Source organism: Geomonas sp. (genome assembly GCF_035254065.1).
Taxonomy (GTDB): domain Bacteria; phylum Desulfobacterota; class Desulfuromonadia; order Geobacterales; family Geobacteraceae; genus Geomonas.
In genome coordinates this window covers 1-20724 of the sequence record NZ_DATFBA010000116.1, presented here as the reverse complement: position 1 = coordinate 20724, position 20724 = coordinate 1, and the positions used below count along the sequence as shown (strand labels likewise).

15 protein-coding genes and 1 pseudogene are annotated in these 20724 nt (G+C 63.3%); 4 read left to right on the top strand and 12 right to left on the bottom strand.

Annotated elements, in window-relative coordinates; genetic code table 11:
- Nucleotides 1–4: 4 nt before the first annotated feature.
- From VJ604_RS05920 to VJ604_RS05875, 10 genes are all read right to left on the bottom strand, one after another.
- Entirely contained in the window at nt 5–1006 is a 1002-nt protein-coding gene (locus VJ604_RS05920) for a cytochrome c3 family protein (protein WP_324080616.1), read from the bottom strand.
- Between the two features lie 621 nt (nt 1007–1627).
- Complete coding sequence (locus VJ604_RS05915) at nt 1628–2560, bottom strand: L-lactate dehydrogenase (RefSeq protein ID WP_324080614.1); 933 nt, start codon at nt 2558–2560, stop codon at nt 1628–1630.
- The gene (locus VJ604_RS05910) at nt 2557–2907 is read right to left on the bottom strand and encodes an STAS domain-containing protein (RefSeq protein WP_324080612.1); all 351 of its coding nucleotides are present in this window, start codon (nt 2905–2907) and stop codon (nt 2557–2559) included. The genes VJ604_RS05915 and VJ604_RS05910 overlap by 4 nt, the downstream gene beginning before the upstream one ends.
- A gap of 16 nt (nt 2908–2923) precedes the next feature.
- Nucleotides 2924–3913 (bottom strand): AEC family transporter, encoded by a 990-nt coding sequence (locus tag VJ604_RS05905; RefSeq protein ID WP_324080611.1) that lies wholly within the window; start codon nt 3911–3913, stop codon nt 2924–2926.
- 71 nt (nt 3914–3984) lie between these two features.
- Nucleotides 3985–4989 (bottom strand): AEC family transporter, encoded by a 1005-nt coding sequence (locus VJ604_RS05900; protein ID WP_324080609.1) that lies wholly within the window; start codon nt 4987–4989, stop codon nt 3985–3987.
- A gap of 19 nt (nt 4990–5008) precedes the next feature.
- Nucleotides 5009–5986, bottom strand: a complete 978-nt coding sequence (locus tag VJ604_RS05895) for an ABC transporter substrate-binding protein (protein WP_324080607.1) — start codon at nt 5984–5986, stop codon at nt 5009–5011.
- Nucleotides 5979–8189 (bottom strand): SpoIIE family protein phosphatase, encoded by a 2211-nt coding sequence (locus VJ604_RS05890; protein ID WP_324080606.1) that lies wholly within the window; start codon nt 8187–8189, stop codon nt 5979–5981. Before VJ604_RS05890 ends, VJ604_RS05895 begins: the two co-directional genes overlap by 8 nt.
- 129 nt (nt 8190–8318) lie before the next feature.
- Nucleotides 8319–8753: an ATP-binding protein gene (locus VJ604_RS05885; RefSeq protein WP_324080603.1), complete on the bottom strand. Its 435-nt coding sequence runs from the start codon at nt 8751–8753 to the stop codon at nt 8319–8321.
- A 17-nt stretch (nt 8754–8770) separates the two neighbouring features.
- Entirely contained in the window at nt 8771–11251 is a 2481-nt protein-coding gene (locus VJ604_RS05880; RefSeq protein ID WP_324080601.1) for a methyl-accepting chemotaxis protein, read from the bottom strand.
- Nucleotides 11252–11322: 71 nt separating this feature from the next.
- Nucleotides 11323–12447: an ABC transporter substrate-binding protein gene (locus VJ604_RS05875; protein WP_324080598.1), complete on the bottom strand. Its 1125-nt coding sequence runs from the start codon at nt 12445–12447 to the stop codon at nt 11323–11325.
- Between the two features lie 544 nt (nt 12448–12991).
- Here VJ604_RS05875 and VJ604_RS05870 point away from each other — a divergent pair.
- Nucleotides 12992–14998, top strand: coding sequence for an ATP-binding protein (locus VJ604_RS05870; RefSeq protein WP_324080596.1), 2007 nt, complete (start codon nt 12992–12994; stop codon nt 14996–14998).
- A 19-nt stretch (nt 14999–15017) separates the two neighbouring features.
- On the opposite strand, the gene VJ604_RS05865 is transcribed toward VJ604_RS05870, so the two are convergent.
- The gene (locus tag VJ604_RS05865; protein WP_324080594.1) at nt 15018–15392 is read right to left on the bottom strand and encodes a response regulator; all 375 of its coding nucleotides are present in this window, start codon (nt 15390–15392) and stop codon (nt 15018–15020) included.
- Nucleotides 15393–15560: 168 nt separating this feature from the next.
- Here VJ604_RS05865 and VJ604_RS05860 point away from each other — a divergent pair, with 168 nt between their 5' ends.
- From VJ604_RS05860 to VJ604_RS05850, 3 genes are all read left to right on the top strand, one after another.
- Nucleotides 15561–15917: an ATP-binding protein gene (locus VJ604_RS05860; RefSeq protein WP_324080591.1), complete on the top strand. Its 357-nt coding sequence runs from the start codon at nt 15561–15563 to the stop codon at nt 15915–15917.
- A 518-nt stretch (nt 15918–16435) separates the two neighbouring features.
- Complete coding sequence (locus VJ604_RS05855) at nt 16436–18925, top strand: CheR family methyltransferase (RefSeq protein ID WP_324080589.1); 2490 nt, start codon at nt 16436–16438, stop codon at nt 18923–18925.
- A gap of 271 nt (nt 18926–19196) precedes the next feature.
- Complete coding sequence (locus VJ604_RS05850) at nt 19197–20435, top strand: sensor histidine kinase (RefSeq protein WP_324080587.1); 1239 nt, start codon at nt 19197–19199, stop codon at nt 20433–20435.
- A gap of 6 nt (nt 20436–20441) precedes the next feature.
- Here the strand turns inward: VJ604_RS05850 and VJ604_RS05845 are convergent.
- A pseudogene (locus VJ604_RS05845) lies at nt 20442–20724 on the bottom strand (glycosyl transferase); the annotation flags it as partial.

Below are 20724 nucleotides of genomic sequence, written 5' to 3'. Positions count from 1 at the left end.
TTAGTTAGCTCTTGCTGTGGCAGCTGTCGCAGTTGCCATGCACCGTGAAGGCGATCTTGCCGTCATGGCAGGCGCCGCACGATTTCGCCTTGTGCATCTCGGCCATGGTCACCGGCTTGGCCGACTTGGAGAGCGGGAAGGTGCCGGTGTGGCAGGCGCTGCATTTGTACATTCCCACGTGCAGGCTGTGGCTGAAGGTGGCGTTGCCGATCCCCGCCACCTTGAAGGTGACCTCCTTGACCGGGTGGCACTTGTCACATTTGGAGACGGAGAAGGCCTGTTTGGCGTTGTGGCAGGCACCGCAGGACTTACCCTTCTCCATGGCAGCCATGGAGACGTGCTTGTTGGAGCCCAGGGCGTACAGCTTGGTGTGGCAGGCGTTGCAGCTGTACTTCTTGGTGTGCAGGCTGTGGCTGAACACGGTCGGTCCGGTCTCTTTCACCTTGAAGACCACCTGCTTGGGAGCCGGATGGCAGGCGCTGCACTTCTCGATGCTGAACGCCTTGGTCCCGTTGTGGCAGGCGCCGCAGGACTTACCTTTCTCCATCTCCGCCATGGTCACCGTGGGGTTTTTCTTGGTCAGGTAGAGCTTGTTGTGGCAGGCGTCGCACTGCATGCTCTTGAGATGCTTGTTGTGGCTGAACTGCACCGGGCCGGTCTCCTTGACCTGGAAGGTGATGTCCTTCACCTTGTGGCAGGCGGTGCATTTGCTGATGCTGAAGGCCTGCTGGCCGTTATGGCACTTGCCGCAGGATTTCCCCTTCTCCATGTCCGCCATGGTGTAGACGACCCTGTCCTTGCCGCTGCTGGTGGAGGTCTCGTGGCAGGATTTGCAGCTGACGTTGGCGGTGTTGGCCGCCTTCTTTTTCAGATGCACCTGGTGATTGAATACCACCTTCCCACCACCGTTGGTATTGAAGGTGACATCCTTGAGTTCCAGGGCGGATGCCCCGGATACTCCGCAGGTGAGCGCAGCCAGGATGACGATCGACGATGGCAATCTCATGGTTTTTACCTCCCAGTGGTTTTTATGCGGGGTCCACTCTCCGTGTTTGTCCCAATTTTTGATGTGCGGTAAGCGCTTCGACTTCCCGGTTGTCGGCAGGGTCGGCGCGATGGATACTGTCCAACATGCACTGTATTAGCATGAGGCGTGCCTTGAATTAGGGGTCGCTATTGAAAAATGTAAGTTATTGTATTTGCAAAGCTTTTTATGATGGTGCGCGGCGCGGACGACTTTGTGTGACTTGAAGGTGTATAGGTGGGCTATACAGTTGCCGCAGGCAGCGGAAGGGATAGTGGCAGTAATACAGGGTGTTTGGTGGCCTTGGTGCTTTTTTTGCCTGCAGGGGGGAGTGTATAGCAAAGCTATACGTGTAGGCGGTGGTGGCAAGGAGGGCTGAGGCGGCCCGATCGCGGTCCACACGACTCGTCGCCCCCTCTCCCTGCGGGAGAGGGCTGGGGTGAGGGAACTTTCCTCGAAGCTGCGGGGCTTCCCTCACCCCGACCCTCCCCCGGGGGGGAGGGCGTGTTGGCAGAGAGGGATTGAGTGAGAGGGAGTGTTGCTGACGGTCGGCGGTTTGGACGGCGACGGTTTTCAGCGGGATGTGAGGGGAAAAAGCTTGTGTCAGGCGGTGGGCTCGTCAGTGACCGACGCGAGCACCCCCTTCAGGACCGCGGCGGAGCGGAGCAGTTTGTCCCGCTCGTCATCGGCAAGCTGAGGCGTCAGCACCCGTTCGATCCCCCGTTTCCCCACGATGGAGGGCATGCTGAGGCAGACATTGCCGACGCCATAGTAGTCGCTGACCAGGGTGGAAACGGTCAGCACCTCCTTCTTGTCGAGCAGGATCGCCTCGACCGTGCGGGATACCGACATGGCGGTGGCGTACTCGGTGCTGTCCTTGGTCACCCGCACCATGGCCGCCCCGCGCCTGGTCATGTCGAAGATGTCCTCCATCTCTTCCCGGTCGTAGCCGGGGAACTCGGTAAGTGGTATCCCGCAGATGGAGGCCCGCGACCAGAGCGGGATCATGGACTCGCCGTGCTCGCCGATGATAAGTCCCTGCACATTGCCGGGATGCACGTTGAAGTGGCGGCTCAGGAAGGACTGGAACCGCTGGCAATCCAGCACGGTCCCGGACCCGATCACCCGCTGCCAGGGGAGTCCCGAGTAACGCAGGGTCAGCCAGGTGTTCACGTCCACCGGGTTGGTGACCAGCACCACTACCGCCTCGCTGTTGTATTTCATGACCTCCGGGATCATCTCCCGGAAGATGGCGGCATTGGCGGCCACGATCTCCAGGCGCGACTGCCCCTTGGCCGTGGCGGCGCCGGCGGTCACCACGATGATCTCGGCCCCTTCGCAGGCGCGGTAGTCGCCGGAATAGATCTTCACCGAATGCGACGCCGAGGCCAGCGCATGGGTCATGTCCAGCGCCTCGCCGTAGGCCTTCTCGCGGGTCCGGTTGACGATGGCGATCTCGGAGACGAACCCCTTGATCATCAGCGTGTAGGCGAGGGTGGTCCCGATATGCCCGGCACCGATGATGGCGACCTTCATGGCATCCCTCCCGCTAACAGGAGCTTTTGCGCTTCATCCTTGGTGGCGGTGGCGGCGATGATGGTGTGGAAGCCGGACATCCGCATCAGGTCCTCCACGAAGGGGTGCAGTTCGGCCAGCACGATGCCACCACCCAGTTCCTTGACCTTCTTGGTCATGATCAGCAGCACCCGCAAGCCGCCGCTGGAGACGTAGTCCACCTCGCTCATCTCCACGATGAAGCGGCAGGCCTCCGGGGTGAGCGCCTCCTGGAAGCGATCCTGGAGAAGCGGCGCGGTGCTCGCGTCCAGCCTGCCGGAAAGGGAAATCACCTGATGGTCCTGTTCTTTTTGGAAGGATATCTTCATCTCCCCACCTCCTGACCTATGCGGCGATAAACCGGTTGATTAAATGGAGCGTCAAAGGAATGGTCACTATGCCGGCCAACGTCCCCAGCGCCACCATGGAGGCCGCCTTTTCGGGACAGTTGTCGAACTTCACGTTGAGCAGGTAAGCCATGACCGGTCCGGGCATGGCGGCATTGAGGATGATGATCGCCTCGGTGGTCCGATACCCCAGGTTGACCAGAGGATCCGCATCGGCGCCGATCGGCAGCCAGCCGAGTTCGCGGTAGCAGAGCACCAGGCCGAAGGCCAGAAGCGGGCCGAGCACCACCCGCAGGAAGGCTCCGGTGGCGTCCTCCATCAGGGTTTTCAGCTTGGTGGTGACGCTCATCGAGTAGCCGAGATTGACGATCAAAAGGGGAATGGCGGCGTAGGCGAGCAGATCGATACCGAGGCAGAGGATCGAGTAACCGTGCATGAGCAGCTCGGGTGCCCGCAGGTCGGTGGTCGCGGCAAACACCCCCAGGACGGTGGCATACAGGGCCGGGATGCGGAAGAACTGGCGGAAGTCGGGCTTGCCGCTGACCAGGTAGACGCCGTAGGAATAGAGGACCAGGATGTTCATCATGTGGAACATGATTGCCTTGGCCAGCCCGTCGTTGCCAAAGAGCAAGAGCGCGATCGGCAACGAGATGTTGCCGGTGTTCATGAAGATGATGGGGAGGCAGTAGCCGTTTTGCTCGACCCTGGCCCGGCGCTTGAAGTAGAAGGCGATGGGAGTCATCACTGCGATCAGCAGGAAGGCGGCGCCGCCGATCAGGGTGAACTCCAGCAGGTCGAAGGACCTCTTGTGGAGCGAGGAAAAAACGAGGCACGGGGTGAAGAAATAGTAGACCAGGTTGGAAATGGTCTTCTGGTTCAGTTCCCGCCTGCGGTCCACCTTTCCCAGCAGCACCCCCAAAAGGGCGATGGTGAAGGAGGGGAGCACGGCTTGTACCACCAGCAAGGTTTCCGGCGAGATAAGGCTCATTGCGTCGTCTCACTGATCCTGGGGCCGGTTTCCCGGCGATTAAGGTCGGAAGGACCCGTTCACTTTGCAGTTCACGTTGCGAAGAGATAGGCGTCGATGCAAAATACCACCGTCACCACGGTGACCATCCCCCCCAACACGCTCACCAGGAGGGTGCCCCGTTCGGCCTTGGAAGCGACCAGCCCCTTGCCGGCCTCCATCCGGAGCGCGTGATAGGAGGAGGGCATGGAGGCCCCCAGCACCACCAGCGCTTCCGTGGTGCGCCGGTCGATGAAGGCGAGAAGGTCGTACCCCTTCTCCATGCTGAGCCAGCCGGCCTGGCGGAACAGGTAGATGACGGCAAAGGCGAGCAGGGGGCCGCCGACGATCCGCAGCGCCCCTCCCACCAGCCCTTCCCGCACCGTGGAGAGCTCGATCAGCCCCAGCGGGTAGCCGAAATTGATGAGCAGCAGCGGCAGGCAGCCCAGCCCCGCGATCTGTATCCCCTTTTCCGCCAGCCAGGCCATCTCCAGGAGGTCGGCCGAGGCCGGAGCCGGTAAGGAGGCTGCGGCAAGCCCCAGTGCCAGCGCGTAGAGAAAGGGGGTCCTGAAAAACGATCTCAACTCGGTTTTGCCCTTGGCGAGGAAGGCTCCCAGGGTATGGAAGAGCAGCACGATGAACAGGTGGAAGTAGATGGCCTTTGCCAAGCCGTCGTTGCCGAACAGCACGTAGGCCAGCGGGAGCAGGATGGTGCCGCTGCTCATGAAGACGGCGGTCAGATGGTGCCAGCTGTTTCGGCTGGGGCGATCCCCCATCAGGTAGCTCGCGGCCACCGTGGAGAGGCAGACCATGATGGTGACCGCCAGCCCGATCTCCAGCACCTCGTGGAGGTTGAAGGGGTGCCGGTGCAGGGCGGAAAACACCAGGCAGGGGAGAAAGACGTAGTCGATCAGCTTGATCAGCGTCGACTGGTGCCTCGCCTGGTCACGCCTCCCCACCAGCGCCCCGATGCCGACCACCATGACCATGGGGATAAAGCCGCGCACTATCATGAGCGCTTCGGTGGAGGGGATGGCTAATAATGTTGTGTCACTCACGATGACCACCTCGCGTTTGCTAACGGACCACCGTCGACATGGACAAAAGCTGCAAAGGGAAGGTGATGCCCAACCGGTCTGCCGTTTTCAGGTTGATGCAGATGTGGAGGCTGTGCACCGTCCTGGATGGGACCTCGGTCGGCCGCTTGCCGGCCAGGACCTCCAGGGCGTTGCGAGCCGCGACCTGTCCCAGTTCGTAGTAGTCGGGCCCCAGGGAGATCAGGGCGCCGTTTTCTCTGACCAGCTCAGGTATCACGGCGACGGTCGGGATCCGGTGTTCGTTGAGCGCCGGCACGATCATCCCCGCGGTGGCCTTGATGAAGGAGTCGGCCGGGAAGAAGACCGCATCGACCTTGGCGGCGACCGCCTGCCCGATCGCCCCGCCAATCGAATCCATCCCGTGCACCGGCAGGTCGACGATCCGGAAGCCGAACCTCCCCTGCAGCTTCTTGAGCTCCTCCCTCTGGATCTGGGAGGCGGGATCCTTGTCGCTGTAGATGAAACCGAGCTTGCGGATGTTCATCACCAGGGCCAGGGTCTTGAAGGCGCTCTCCATGCCGACGATGTTGGAGGCACCGGTCACGTTGTTGCCGGAGCTGAGCCAGTTCCTGATCACCCCGGCCTCGACGGGGCGCTGCACGACGTTATAGACGATGGGGACGTCCTTGAACCTTTCCATGGCGGACTGGGTGGCCACGGTGCCGAAGGTATAGATGAGATCGTATTTGGATGGGTCCAGCGTGGCCAGGATCTCCTGCAGCCGCTCCTTGCGCTGTCCGGCGTCGAAGGTACGGCAGCGGACCTGGAACTGCCGGGAGGCATGCACGGTATCCTTGAACCCCTGCTCCGAGGGGGTCTCCCCCCGGAAGAGGATCATGGCCACCTTGCGCACCTTCCGTTGGGCTCCCCAGCTGCTGGCGCCGGTGAAGGCGCAGAGGACGGCCAGCACGAGCAGCAGCGCGCGCATCCCCCTGCCTGACCTGAAGTGATTAGCCATCGCCGGAATTCCCCCTGAACCTGAGCGCCAGCATGGTGACGTCGTCGGACTGCGGCGCCCCGTCGGCGTGCTGTTCCACCTCGCTGCGGATCGCCTGCACCATGGTGTTGAGATCGCCAACCTCTCCCCGGTTCAGCGCCTCCAAGAGCCGTTTTTCCCCGTACAGTTCGGCCGCCTGGTTCTGCGCCTCGGTCACCCCGTCGGTGTAGAGAAAGAGGACGTCGCCTTGCGCGAGGGTGAGCGTTTCCGTGCGGTAGCTGGTGTCGGGGATGGGGCCCAGCACGAAGCCCGCCTGGATCTTGAGATACTCGAAACGCTGACCGCTGCGGTAGATGAGGGGCGGGTTATGGCCGGCGTTGGCGAAAAGGACCTCCCCGCTGTCGGTGTCGAGCAGGGCGCAGAAGACGGTGACGAACATGCAGCTGTCGTTGTCGGCCAAAAGTTTGTTGACGCTGGAGAGGATCTCGTCCGGCCCCAGCCCGCGCAGCGCCTCGGTCTTCAGGAGGGTCTTGGCCACCATCATGTACAGGGCCGCGGGCACCCCCTTGTCCGAGACGTCCGCCACCAGGAAGCAGAGCGTCTTGTCGTTCACGAAGAAGAAGTCGTAGAAGTCGCCCCCCACCTCCTTGGCCGGGTCCATCCTGGCGAAGATGTCGAACTCCTTGCGGGTCGGGAAGGGGGGGAACAGTCTCGGCAGCAGGCTCCCCTGGATGTCGGTCGCCACGTTGAGCTCCCCCTGGATCCTCTCCTTGGCGGCGGTGGTCTCGGTCAGGTTGCGGATATACTCCCGCAGGTTGTCGGTCATCCTGTTGAAGGTTTCCGCCAGCGCCTCGATCTCGTCTCCGGTGTGCACCTCTATCCGGTGCTCGAGGTTGCCGTCGCCGATCACCTTGGCCCCGGCATCGAGGATCATGATCGGCTCGGTGATGAAACGCGCCACGCTCCAGGCCAGCAGGTAGACGGCAGCGATGGCGGCGAAGAAGACCTCGGTCAGGTCGAGCATGGTGGTCCTGATCCGGGCGGTGACCTGGGAGGTGACGCCGCTGATCGCCTTCTCGGCGGGGATCACGGTCGCGTTGATCACCTCCACCGGCATGATGAAGATCAGCGACCAGCGGGTCGTCTGCAGCGGGGCGTGGGCTATGTAGTATTCCTTCCCCTTGTAGATCCCCCGGGTGATCCCCTTCCTGGCCGCCAGCAGGTCCTCTTCCAGTTCCCGGTGGCTCCCGGTGCCGGCGTCCAGTTCGAAGATCTCCACCTGCTGGGGATCGGCCCACTTCTCGCCGTCGACCGGCATCCCCTCCCGGGCGATGATCTTGCGCTGACGGTCCACCAGGAGCGCGCTCCCCTGGTTGTTGAGCCTCATTGAGATGATCCGCTCGTTCACGGTCCGCAGCGGCACGTTGATGGCGACCACGGCCTTCACGGTCTTGCCCACGAAGACCGGTTTCGCGTAGTTGATGCGCAGGTTCTTGGCGATCACCCCGAGGTAGGGATCGCTCCAGCCGCCGGTCCCCCGTTGCAAGGCCCCCTTGAACCATTCCCGCTTGCGGACGTCGTAGTCCGCTGCCACCGGCCCCCACGGGAAGCGGCGGAACAGGCCGTTGGGGGTGCCGATGTTGAAATCGGAGATGTTGGCGTTACTCGCCAGGATGGGGCGGAAAAAGGTGTCCATCGCCGAGGAGATCTCCACATCCTCCCTGATCCGCCTGACGTCCACCCCCCTCGGGTACTGGTAGACCGAGGCGTCACGCAGGTCGCGCGGTCTGCGGTTGACGGCGAAGGAGCGGTTGCCGGGAAAGGTGCCGGGGCGCTGCCACTGCTTTTGTGCGAGATCGGCCAGCACATTGACCGTGGCCTCGATCTCCTCGAATTCCGAGTTGCAGAGGCTGGCCTGGTCGACGGTGATCCGCAGCAGGCTCTCGGTGGTCAGCTGCTCGAGCGCGGTTTTGCTGATCTTGGAGGTCTGTGCGCCGAGATCGTTGCTGGATTTGACCGCAAAGTCCCCCAGTTCGCTGATCCCCTGCAGCGAGATGACCGTGAAGCAGAGCATGGACAGGAAGGAGACGCCCAGCAGAGCCCGCAGGATGCGAGCCCTGATGTTGCCATGGGCAGGGATGACGAGGGGGACCATCCTCGGGATGGCAAGCAGAGCCCGCAGTAGCTGTTCCCTGATGTTGGCGGCGAGGAGCCTGATCTGCATGGCGTGTACTCCGTTTGCTCCCCAACTCTAAAAAGGTGCCTATGCTGCTGCCGGCAGGTGGCCTCAATGCGTCCACGACCTGCTCCTGGCAGAGCTCTCCTTTACGGCCACCGGGCCCTGCCGGGGACTTCAGGCAGGGCGTTCGGGGGTGCGATTCATGACGAAGATGTTGCGGTTGAGGTCGTGGGCCCACTCGTACCGGAAGGTGTCGACGCTCTTCAGGACGAGGAAGATGCCGAGCCCGCCGGCGCGCCGCTCCTCCAGGGGAAGGTTCAGCTCTTCCTCGGTGGTGACGCGGTGGCTGAAGGGGTCGAAGGGAAGGCCGCTGTCCTCGAGGACGATGGTCAGGGAGGTGTCGGTCAGGGCGGCGCTCACGGTGACCTCCCCGCTCATCCCCGCCTCCTCGAAGCCATGGGTGATGATGTTGGTGGCGATCTCGTCCACCGCCAGGCGCAGCCCCCAGGCCTCCTTGGCGGCAAGCTGCGCCTCGGCGGTGGCCCGGACCACGTAGTCGCCGATCTCTTCGAGGGAGTCGAGATGTGCGGGAAGGCGTAACGGCTCCATCAGGCACCCCTATCGCGCTAGTCCAGCTTGAACTGGCCCACCAGCTTCTGCTGTTCTTCGGCGAGCTGCGAGAGGTCGAGGGCGGAGGCGGCCGATTCCTGCGCGCTCTTGGCCGTTTCCTGGACCACCTCGTTGATGTTCTGGATGTTGGCGGTGATCTCGCCGGTGGTGGCGGTCTGCTCCTCGGCGGCGGTGGCGATCTGGTTGACCTGCATGGTGACCGCGCTGATCTGCTGCAGGATCTCCTCCAGCGCCGTCCCCGACTTGGCCGCCTCCACGGTCCCCTGTTCGACCTGGACCACCCCCGACTCCATCACCTTGATGGCCCCCTTGGTCTGGCTCTGCACCGACTTGATCATGGCGGCGATCTCGCGGGTGGCGGTGCTGGTCTTCTCGGCCAGCGCGCGCACCTCGTCGGCCACCACCGCGAAGCCGCGGCCATGCTCGCCCGCCCGCGCCGCCTCGATGGCGGCGTTCAGCGCCAGCAGGTTGGTCTGGTCGGCGATGTCGTTGATGGTCTTCACGATGGCCCCGATCTGCTCGGACTGGCTCCCCAGGTTGCCGATGGTGACCGCCGATTCCCGGACGTTGTCGGCGATCAGGTTCATCCCCTCCACGGTCCCCTTGACCACCGAGGCACCGGTGATGGCCGCGTCGTTGGCCTGCTGCGAGCCGGCCGCGGCCTGGGTGCAGTTGAGGGCGATCTCGTTGGAGGTGGCGGCCATCTCTTCGCTGGCGGTGGCCACGGTGGCCGCCTGCTCCGCCACGCGGGACGCCCCGGAGGCCATCCGCTCGGAGACCCGCGACAGGCTGGCCGAGGCGGAGGCGACCTGCTGGGTGTTGTGGGAGACCCGCGCGATCACCTGGTGGAAGTTCACCGCCATGTTGTTGATGCTGTGGCAGATCTCGCCGATCTCGTCCTTGGTGCGCAGTTCGATGCGCCTGGTCAGGTTGCCGCCGGCGATCTCGGCGGTGACCTGCTTGGCGTGGGAGAGCGGCTTGGTGATGGAGGAGATGATCCTCAGGCTGATGATCAGCGAAACCAGCGCCACCCCGAGCGAGACGCCGATCATCACGATGGAGAGCATGCTGGCGTTGCTCACCGCCTGCCGCACGCCGCTCAGGATCTGCTGCTGGTTCTCGCCGATGCTCTTCACCTGCTCCTCGCTTTTTTGCGCCTGCTCCTTGGAGATGCCGCGCGCCGAGTCGAGCGCCTTCTGCATGGCGAGGTTGCTCTTGATCACGTTCAGCTTGGTCGCCTCGATCTTCTGGATGGAGCCGGCGGCCCGGCGGATGGTGCCGGAGACCTCGGCGATGCTCTTGGCGAGCTCTTTTTGCCCCGACTGCAGCAAGAGCCCCCTGGCCATCGCCACGTTCGCCTCGATCCTCTTCTCGGCCTGGGCAAGCGAGCCGGAGAGCTTACCCACCTCCTGCTCGGTGCTGGAGAGCATGATCTGCCGGACCCCGGCGTTCAGCTCCTTCACGTCCACGCTGATGCTGCTGCCTGCCTCCATCACCGAGCTGGCTGCGTTCTGGAACCCCAGCGAGGAGACCACGTTGTTGCGGTCCTTGACGATCTGCAGCTCCAGGGTGTCGATCACGTTGAAGATCTTCTTGCTGTTCTCCTCCAACGGCTTCATGATGTCGGCCCGCTTGGCCGCGTACTGCTCGGTCTCGGTCTTCTCCGGGGTGTTGAGGATCTCCAGCCGCATGGCGATCAGGCCACCCTCCTCGGCGCCGATCCTGTTGAGGATGTCCAGGGCGACCCCCTTCACCTCCTTGATGGTCGGGTTGTCGCCGGGGGCGACCTCGATGTTGCTGGTGATCTCGATGGTGTTCTTCAGGCGCTCCCTGAGCGGCCCGATCTTGAACTTGTTCTTGACCAGCTCGAGGTCGCTCAGGATGATGTTGATGTCTTTGAGGCGGCTTTGCAGGGTGAGCAGCTTCTTGATGCTGCTGTTGACCTGGAGGTTGGCCGCCTGGGAGGAGTTGATGGCGGACAGGGCGTTGCTCCCCATGGTGCTGATGCTCTTGCGCATCCCGCTCACGCTGGTCTCCGCCTTCAGCAGCTCCGAGTTGACCGTGGCGATCTCGCTCTTGAAGAGCGCCATGTCTTTGAGCCGCTGGGAGGCCACCTGCACCACGGTCTTCTCGATGTCCTTCAAAACGGCGGTGTCGACTCCGCTGGCGGCGGCTCCCCCCGCCACCATCTCGTCGTTGAGGGTCTCCATCCTCTGGATCCGGCTGGTGATGTTTTGCGACAGCTTGGCCACCTCGGCCGGTTCCGAACTCATCTCCAGCCCCATGAAATCGGCGGAGACCTTCTCCACCGTCTGCTGCAGCTCCAGCATCTTGAGGTGCAGGGGGGTCGACTTGCCGGTCAGGATCTCGATGCTCGCCTTGACCTTGGCGATGGAGAAAAGGCCGATGCCGGCGATCACGGAGATGCCGACGATGGTGAGGGCGACGTTTCCTAACAGCTTCGTTTTGACAGTCATTTCACCGCTCCTGGGGAGAAGACTCCCCCGCACCGGTGCCGAGCCGGGGCGGGGGGATTGCATCGGGAGAATCAATTCTTCACCGGTACCAGCTTGCCCCCCTGCACGCTCTGCAGATAGACGTTGTCCTGGGCGGTGTGGTCGGTGGGGGAGAGGCTCAGCTTGACGCCGCCGAGGTCGGCGTCCTTCATGCTCTCATAGGCGTTCAGGAACCCCTCCTTGGTGGGGGGATTGCCCGCCTTATCCAGCGCCATCACGATCGACTTGGCCACTTCGCACCCTTCCAGGCTGACCGTGTTGAAGCCGATCTCCTCGGGGTTCTTGTCGATTGCCTCCTTGCACTCCTTGGTGAGCGGCAGCGAGAGGTCTTCGAGTTCCGGCACCACCTGGCTCATCACCAGGCCGTCGGCGGCGTCCCCCACCGCCTTGGCGAGGTTGGAGCCGCCGGCCCAGGAGCCGCCGGCGACGTGCGCTTTCACGCCTTCCTTTCGGGCCAGCTTGATGAAGGCGGCACCCGGGGCGTAGACCGCCCCCACGATGATGGCGTCGGGTTTGCCCTCCATGATGGCGGCCAGCCCTCCGGTCACCGCCGTGGTGTTGCGCTCGAAGGAGCCCTTGGAGACCACGCTCAAACCGTGGCGCTTGACCGCCGCTTCGGTGGCGTTCAGGATGTCCTTGCCGAAGGCGTCGTTCTGGTAGAAGACCGCGAAGCGCTTGTCCCCTTTCTGGACCAGGTGATCGACGATCCTGTCGACCTCCTGCTTATAGCTCGCCCTGATGTGGATGACCTCCTTCACCAGCGGTTCCCGCAGTTCGCTCGCGCCGGTCCTGGGGTTTATCATGGGAAGCTTGTACTCCTTCACGATCGGGAGGCTCGCCACGCAGTTGGGGGTCCCCACCCCCCCCACCACCGCGAAGATCTTCTGCTCGTCGACCAGCTTGAGGAGGCCGTCCACCGTCTTCTCGGGCACGAACTGGTCGTCCACCACGATCAGCTGCAGCTTCTTGCCGTTCACCCCCCCCTTTTCGTTGACCGCCTTGAACCAGGCCTCCACCCCCACCTTCATCCCCCTACCGGATGCCTTGTTGGCGCCGGTCTGGTCGTTGACCATGCCGATCTTGATCACGTCGTCCGCTGCGTATCCCGTCGTGGCAGCAAGGATCAGCAGGCCGATCAGCAAAGCGATCTGTTTCATGACTTCCTCCTTTTGTTGTCTGGGGGCCGCCCGTAGCGTCCCGATCTCTGTCTTTACCGATATCTCTTCGGACGCAGTGCAATAACCTGAAACGATTTTAAATAATACACATTAATGTTATGCTGGCAACCGACTCACATTGTGCACGTTGTGACAGCGCGTGACCGGCTTGAGTGAGTCGTGGCAGTGGCAGAGGGAGCCGGGTGGGCTCTTCTGTCATTACCCTCTCCTCCTCAGGGGGGGAGAGGGTGGGAGTTGAAGGAGAAGGGGCGAGGGGAGCGTTGAAGGAGAGGGATGAGGGGCTGAAGCGGCTATGGGCGATAGGTGCGACTGTGGGCTGAGGTCCTGCAATGTTCAATTGCAATTCATTGGTTTGCTCAACTGTTCATTGACATCGGTGAGAATTTTCTATATCTTGTCGCCCGGTGCCGGTTCTGCCGATATCTCGTATCGGCAGCTTCGGATGGTCGGGGACCACCGGCGCCGACTGCAGTTCTGCAATGCCGGCTTGTTTTGGAGTTGAAGGATGTCCCAGGAAAACAGCTTGTCAAAGCCGGTCCCGCACTTCAGCATCCGCTTTCAATTGACCTGCCTGGTCGTCGCCTGCATCCTGCCGTTCTGGTTGATCGCGGGGTACCTCGTCTATCAGACCTACACCTCCAAGCTCAACAAGGTAAAGACCGACATCCTGGAGAACGCCCGCGACATGACCACCAGGGTCGACCGCGAACTCTCCAGCATCCAGGCGACCCTGCTCGCCCTGGCCACCTCCCCCTCCTTCGAACGGGGTGATTTCGCGACCGTGCACCGCCAGGCCCTGGACGCACTGAAATCGTATCCCGGAGCGGAGATCATCGTGTCGGACGCATCCGGACAGGAACTGGACGATTCGGCTCTCCCTTTCGGTACCCCCCTTCCCAGAACGAGCACCCCCGAGACGGTGCGCGCCGTCTTCGAATCCGGCAAGCCCGCCGTCAGCAACCTGATCCTCCATGTCGTCACCAAGCGTCCGCTGGTCTCCATCGATGTCCCGGTCCTGCGAGGGGGGAGGGTGGTGTACGATCTGTCGATGACCCTGAATTCACAGCGGATGGCGGCCTGGCTGCCGGTGCATAACCTGCCCCACAAATGGTACTGCTCGGTCCTGGACCGCAAGGGGATCATGGCGGCCAGGACCGAGCAGCCGGAACGATACCTCGGCAAGCGGGTCACCCCCGCGCTGTTCGCGGCCATCACCAGCGCGGCCGAGGGGACCACCGAACTCACCAACATGGCGGGCGTTCGCGTGCTCTCCGCTTTTTCCCGCTCGCCGATCTCCGGCTGGACGGTGGCCATGGGGGTGCCCAAGGAGAGCGTGCTGTCGGAGGTGTACGGCTGGGTGACCTGGGCCATCGGGGTCTCCACCCTTATCTCGGTCCTCGCCATCGTTTCGGCGATGGCCATCGCCAGCAGGATCGCCTCGGATATCCAGGCACTGGTGGAGCCCGCCCTGGCCATCGGCGCCGGGGAGAGCGTGGCCGCCATCGGCATCACCCACACCAAGGAGACCGCCGAGGTGGCCGACGCCCTTGTGCAGGCCTCCGAGCTGCTCAGCCGGCGCGCGGGTGAGAGGGACCTGGCGGAGCGGGAACTGTCGCGCACCATCGAGGACCTGCAGCGGGAGACCAGCGAGCGGCTGAGGACCATGGACGAGCTGCGCAAGAACGAGCAGTTGCTCCTGCACCAGAGCCGGCAGGCGGCGCTGGGGGAGATGATCGGCAACATCGCCCACCAGTGGCGCCAGCCGCTCAACGCGCTGGGGCTTTTGATCCAGCAGCCGGCCATGCACCAGGAAGCGGGACTCCTGACCCCGGAATTTCTGGAGGAGAACACCGACAAGTCCATGGAGATCCTGCAGCACATGTCGCGCACCATCGACGACTTCAGGAACTTCTTCAAGCCGGACAAGGAAAAGGTGAATTTCCGGGTGAGCGAGGAGGTGGGGAAGACCCTGTCGCTCATGGAGGGGAGCTTCCTCGGCCACCGGATAGCGGTCGAGGTGCGGGCGAAGGGGGAACCGGTGATCGAGGGGTACCCAAACGAGTTCTGCCAGGTGCTGCTGAACATCCTCAACAACGCCAAGGACGCGGTGGCCGAGCGGGGGATCGCGCTTCCCAAGGTGGTGATCACCATCGAGGAAGGGGAGGGGGGCTCCGTGGTTACCGTGGCCGACAACGCCGGCGGCATCCCGGAGGAGATCATCGGGCGGATCTTCGACCCCTATTTCACCACCAAGGGTCCGCAGTCCGGCACCGGAGTGGGGCTTTTCATGTCCAAGACCATCATCGAGAAGAACATGAACGGACAGCTCACGGTGAGAAACCTCGAAGGGGGCGCGGAGTTCCGCATCCAGGTTTTAGGGATTTCAGCACCCCATCCTCACCCCTGCCCTCTCCTTGAAGGAGAGGGGGTGTTGGTTGAAGGAGAGGGTGCGTTGGCTGCAGCGGAAGGTGGTGACCGTCTGAGGACGGTCCCCTACGTCCCCTCCCCTTCAAGGGGAGGGACAGGGTGAGGATGGGGTTCGCCACGGCTCACCCCTTGCCGTACCTCTTGATCAGCTCCAGAAGCCTCTCCAGGTCGATCGGCTTGGGCACCAGGTCGTCCATCCCCGCCTTCCGGCACTCCTCCACATCCTCGGGCATCAGGTGGGCGGTCATGGCGATCACCGTCACCCGCCGCCGTTTCGGGACTTCCTTCTCCCGCGCCCTGATCCGGCGGGTCGCCTCGATGCCGTCCAGTTCCGGCATCTGCACATCCATCAGGATGACCTCGTACTTTCCCTGCCACCAGCGCTCGATCGCCTTGAAGCCGTCTTCGGCGACGTCGCAGGGTATGTCGCACCTCCCCAGCAGGATAGAGAGCATCTGCCGGGTAGTGGGGTCGTCTTCCACCAGCAGCACTTTCATGACTGTTTTCTCCCATGCTTTCCCAGGTCTCCGCGTATCAGCCGCTTGAGGACCAAAGCCTGCTCGTCCTCTTGGCGCGCAAGCTCTTCATACCTCGCCTTCTCCGTGGGGAGTGCATCGGGAGGAGACCGAGAAGATTCCGAAGGAAGGGGAGGAGCGGACCTGGTTTTGGGGGACGAGCTGCGGCTGCAGCAGGCACTGGGAAACCTGATCGTGAACGCCCTCAAATTCACCAAGGAGGGGTTCGTACGGGTCGCGGCCGAGGGACGCCCGGCGGACGGCGTTCTGGAGGTGACCTTGCGGGTCACCGACAGCGGGGTCGGCATCGCAGCCGACTATCTCCCCCATCTGTTCGGCATCTTCAGCCAGGCCGACGCCGGTACCGCCAGGAAGTACGGCGGCAGCGGCCTCGGGCTCGCCCTGACCAAGCAGATCGTCGAGGCCCTGGGCGGCAGCATCGGCGTGGAGAGCGAAGAAGGGAAGGGGAGCACCTTCCACTTCACCATCCCCCTCAGGATCGCCTGACGCCTGACCGTCTCGCGCCATTCCCTCTTCTGCACACGTTCGTATCTCTCCGCCACACTCCCCATCCCCGTCCGACAGTCCCTTCTCCCAACCACCCCCCGTTCGGGGGGAGGAGCTATAGGCGGACGTCCGAAAGTCCCCTCTCCCGAAGGGGGAGGTCTAGGGAGGGGGAGCCGTCCTCTCATGGCCAGTAGTGCGCCCCTGCCAAACCTGAAAGGCCAGAGGCAAATCCCCCCTGTCCCCCCTTTGTCAAGGGGGGGGCAGGGGGGGCGAAGCACGCTTTGCGACGACAGTTCGTGACGCCAGCGGCACGCGATTTCATTTGAATAAAATAATTTAATTGCTCTAGTGATAAGCTCGGAATTTGTTTACAATGACGATCCTTCACTCTGTGGATTGCCCGATTACAATGAAGAATTGTTTTTCTTTTCCAGTGGAAGAATGCTCTTTAGCGAGGTTAATCCGTGGAACAACGTTCGCTTGCCTCTTCAACTGAAGAGGAGTCCCAACAAACTCCGGTGGTGACCTCGTTCGCCGTTCCTCCCATCGTCGGCATCGGCGCGTCTGCCGGTGGGCTGGAGCCGCTGGAGCGTTTCCTCCGCCAGCTCTCGCCGGACATGGGCATGGCCTTCGTGGTGGTCCAGCACATGGAGCCGGGGCACGACCTGCTGTTGCCGGAGCTCCTCCAGCGCAGCACCCAGATGCAGGTCTGCCAGGCCGCTGACCGGACCGTCCTGGAGCCCAACCGCGTGTACGTGGTTCCTCCCGCCAGCTGCCCGTCCCTCTTGAAGGGGGTGCTTCACCTCTTCGCCCCCAGTAACGCCATCCCCCAGCGCCATCCCGTCGACTTCTTCTTCCGCTCCCTCGCCGGCGACCTGGGCGAGCGTGGCATCGCCGTGATCATGTCGGGAACCGGGCAGGACGGCACCGCCGGGGCCCGAGCGGTCAAGGAGCAGGCCGGATTGGTGCTGGTCCAGGATCCTGGCTGTGCCCACTTCCGCGGCATGCCGGCCAGCGCCATCGATGCCGGGCTTGCCGACGTGGTCGGCACACCGGAGGAGCTGGCGGCAAAGCTTACCGCCTGCGGCGGCAGGATCGCCGTGCGCGGGAGCATCCCCTTGGGGATCAGGAAGGAGGAGCGCGAACTCCTCGACAAGATCGTCATCCTGCTGCGCAGCCTGAACGGCCACGACTTCTCCCCCTACAAGCCGAACACCCTCTTCCGCCGCATCGAGCGCCGCATGACCGTCCAGCAGGTGGATAGCCTGGATACCTACCTGCGCTACCTGCAGGCAAACCCGCATGAGTTGGAGCTGCTGTTCAGGGCGCTCTTGATCGGGGTGACCTCCTTCTTTCGGGATCCCCACGAGTGGGAGATCCTGGAGCGGGTTGTGATTCCCGCCCTTTTAGCCGACCGCCAGCCCGGCTCGGTGCTGCGCGTCTGGACGGCGGGGTGCTCCACCGGCGAGGAGGCCTACTCGCTGGCCATCGCCCTGCATGAGGCGATCACCAGACGTGGCCCGGAAAACACCTGCACCATCCAGATCTTCGCCACCGACGCCGACCCCAGGGCCATCGAGCACGCCCGCCGCGGCATCTTCCCGGCCTCCATCGAGGAGCATCTCTCCGCCGAGCAGCTCGACCGCTATTTCGTCGAGAGCAATTCCTCCTACCATGTCCGCTCGGAAATCCGCGAGCTCATCACTTTCGCCGGGCACAACGCCCTGGCCGATCCCCCCTTCATCAAGCTCGATCTCCTGGTCTGCCGCAATCTGCTGGTCTACCTGGAGCCGGACTTCCAGAGGAAGATGCTGCCGCTTTTCCACTACGCGCTCAAACGCGACGCTTTCCTGTTCCTCGGGCAAGCCGAGTCGGCTGGCTCGGTCAGCGACCTCTTCGCCCCGGTGGCCGGCAAGTCCCGCATCTACCAACGGCTGAACACCAGCTGCAAGCCCCAGCTCATGATCCGCAGTGCGCTGGCTGGGCGCAAAGGTGCCGCCGACGGTGATGCGCCGGTAGGGAACCTGCAGAGGGTGGCGGACCAGTTGCTGCTTCTCCAGCACTCCCCCCCGGCTGTTCTGGCCCGGCAGAGCGGAGACATCGTTTACATCAACGGGGTGGTCGGCAAGTACCTCCAGCTGACTTCCAGTAAGATCAACCTGAACCTGTTCGCCATGGCCGGTGGCGAACTGGGAGCCGTGCTGCCGGGAGCGTTCGCCAGGGCGCTACAGCAGGACGGCGCGGTTACTGTGAAGAGGATCGCCCTGCCGGGGAGGGAGAAGCGGCTGCTGGATGTGACCGTGGAGCTTTTGGCAAGGCCGGAGCCACTGCGGGGGCTGGTACTGATCCTGTTCAAGGAGTTGACCCCGGCCCGTAAGGGGCGCGGCGGAAAGGGCGCCCAGTTGGCCGAGCTGGAATGCGAATTGGAGAACGCCCGCGAGGAGATGCGGAACTACCGCCTGGAGATGCAGGACACCCGTGAGGACCTGAACGCCACCAACGACGAGCTACAGGCCACTAACGAGGAGCTGCAATCTACCATTGAGGAGCTGGAATCCACCATCGAGGATCTCTTCACGGCCAAGTGGGAACTCCAGGCCGGCAAGGAGGCCATGGAGAGGCGGCACATCCGGCAGCAGGAGCGGATGGAGCAACTGGAGGCTCAACGGGAGGAAGCCGAGCATTTCCTGGACTGCACCGCAACGGCCACCGTCTTCCTCGACCAGGAGGTCCGTTTGCTCCGTTTTACTCCCCAGGTAGCCGGCATCTTCCATCTGCTCCCGCATGACCTGGGGCGGCCGCTGTCGGACCTTTCCTGCAGACTTCTTGATTGGAGCTCCCTTCCTGAGGACGCCCGGCAGGTGCTCGATGCCGGCATCCCCCTGGAAAGAGCGGCCGTCTGCAGGGATGGACGGCGTTTCCTGGCGAGGATCCTCCCGTTCCGTAGGGGGACCGCGAAGATCGAAGGGGTAGTGCTTACCTTCTGTGACGTCACCTTTCTGAAATGATGGTTCGGCAGAGTGTTGTCCCGTTAGGGAATTGCACTTACCGGATTTGACCAGTTGGGCCGTTCGTGCTGAGCCTGTCGAAGCATCAGGGCCAACTTTTCCCGTCTATACAGCCGGGAAAAGTTCCACGCCCTTCGACAAGCTCAGGGTGAACGGCCGTTTTGACCGGCATAGCAAAAATCAAACCGGACACCGCTGGGTTCGGCAGCAGAAGATGCAGGGGTAGGTGGAGTTGGAACATCCATTTTATGAAAGGTCATCGGAGGAGTCGATGAGTGAACAGCTTGCCTGGCAGGCGGAGAGGGCGGAACAAGGAAGGCTGACGCCCGAGGCGTCGCAGCGCCTGCTTCACGAGCTGCAGGTCCACCAGATCGAGCTGGAGGTGCAGAACGAAGAGATCATGGTCGCCCGGCTGGAGGCCGAGGCTGCGGTGGAGCGCTATGCGGACTTCTACGACTTCGCCCCGGTCGGCTACCTCACCCTGGATGCCGACGGCGTCATCCGTTCCGCTAATCTCACCGCAGCGACCATGCTCGGCGTCGAGCGCGGGCGACTGGCCGGCCGCCATCTGGAGTCCCTGGTCACCCAGGGGCGTTCGCAGCTGCGCGCCATCGTGCGCAACGTATTCAAGTTCAGGGGGAAAGAGGTCTGCGACGTCAAGCTTCATGAGGGGGCGGAGGTGGCGTACGTGAGGGTGGAGGCAACCACCTGCCGCTCCGGCCTGGAGTGCCGCGCTGTCCTGATAGACGTGACGGTACAGCACCGGGCGGCGGAGGAGATCCATCTTTTGAACGCCGACCTGGAGCGCCGGGTGCTGGAGAGGACGGCCGCGCTGGAGGCGTCGCTTAAGGAGCAGGAATCCTTCAGCTATACCGTCTCCCACGACCTGCGGGCCCCTTTGCGTAACATCAACGGGCACCTCGCCATCGTCAAGGAAGACTTCCCCGGCGAGCTTCCCCCGGAGGTGGTGGGGCACCTGGACCGGGTCCGCGAGCTGACCTGCCACATGGGGGCGCTGATCGACAACCTGCTCAACCTGGCCCGCATCGCGCGCACCGAAGTGGTCCGCGAGAGGCTCGACCTGAGCGAGATGTCGAGGGGGGCAGTCGCCCTGCTGCGCGAGTCCGATCCGCAACGAGAGGCGGACTTCATCATCCAGGACGAGATCGTGGTGCATGGCGACCGGACTCTGCTCAGGATGGTGCTGGTTAACCTCCTGGAGAACGCCTGGAAATACACCTCCAAGGTCGAGCACCCCCGCATCGAGGTGGCCAGCACCCTGTCCAGCGGGAAGCAGGTGATCCGGGTCACCGACAACGGGGTCGGCTTCGACATGGCCTTCCGGGATCAGCTGTTCGGCACCTTCCAGAGGCTGCATGGCCCCGAGTACGCCGGGGTTGGGGTGGGGCTTGCCACCGTCAAGCGGATCGTGGAGCGCCACGGCGGCGAGGTCTGGGCCGAGTCCAAGGTCAACGGAGGCTCCAGCTTCTTCTTCACCCTCGGCGGCTAACAGTCATCAGGCCACGCAGATAAAGTCGATTCCCTCCCGCCATCCCAGCTCCCTCGCGGTCTGCCGGAAGCTGTCGCGTGCCCCGCGCAGGCCGATCGCCACCATCATCCTTCTCCCCTCCAGAGAAAGCTCCGCCGGGCGCAGTACCGGCGCCCCGTGCAGGACGCGCCCCACCTTGCGCGGGTCGATGTCCAGCCAGTGGCAGACCCGGACCCCCTCCGGCGCCAGCACCCTCTGCCAGGCCCTGGCCTCCTTTCCCGCACCCGCCAGCACCACTTCGGAAACGTCC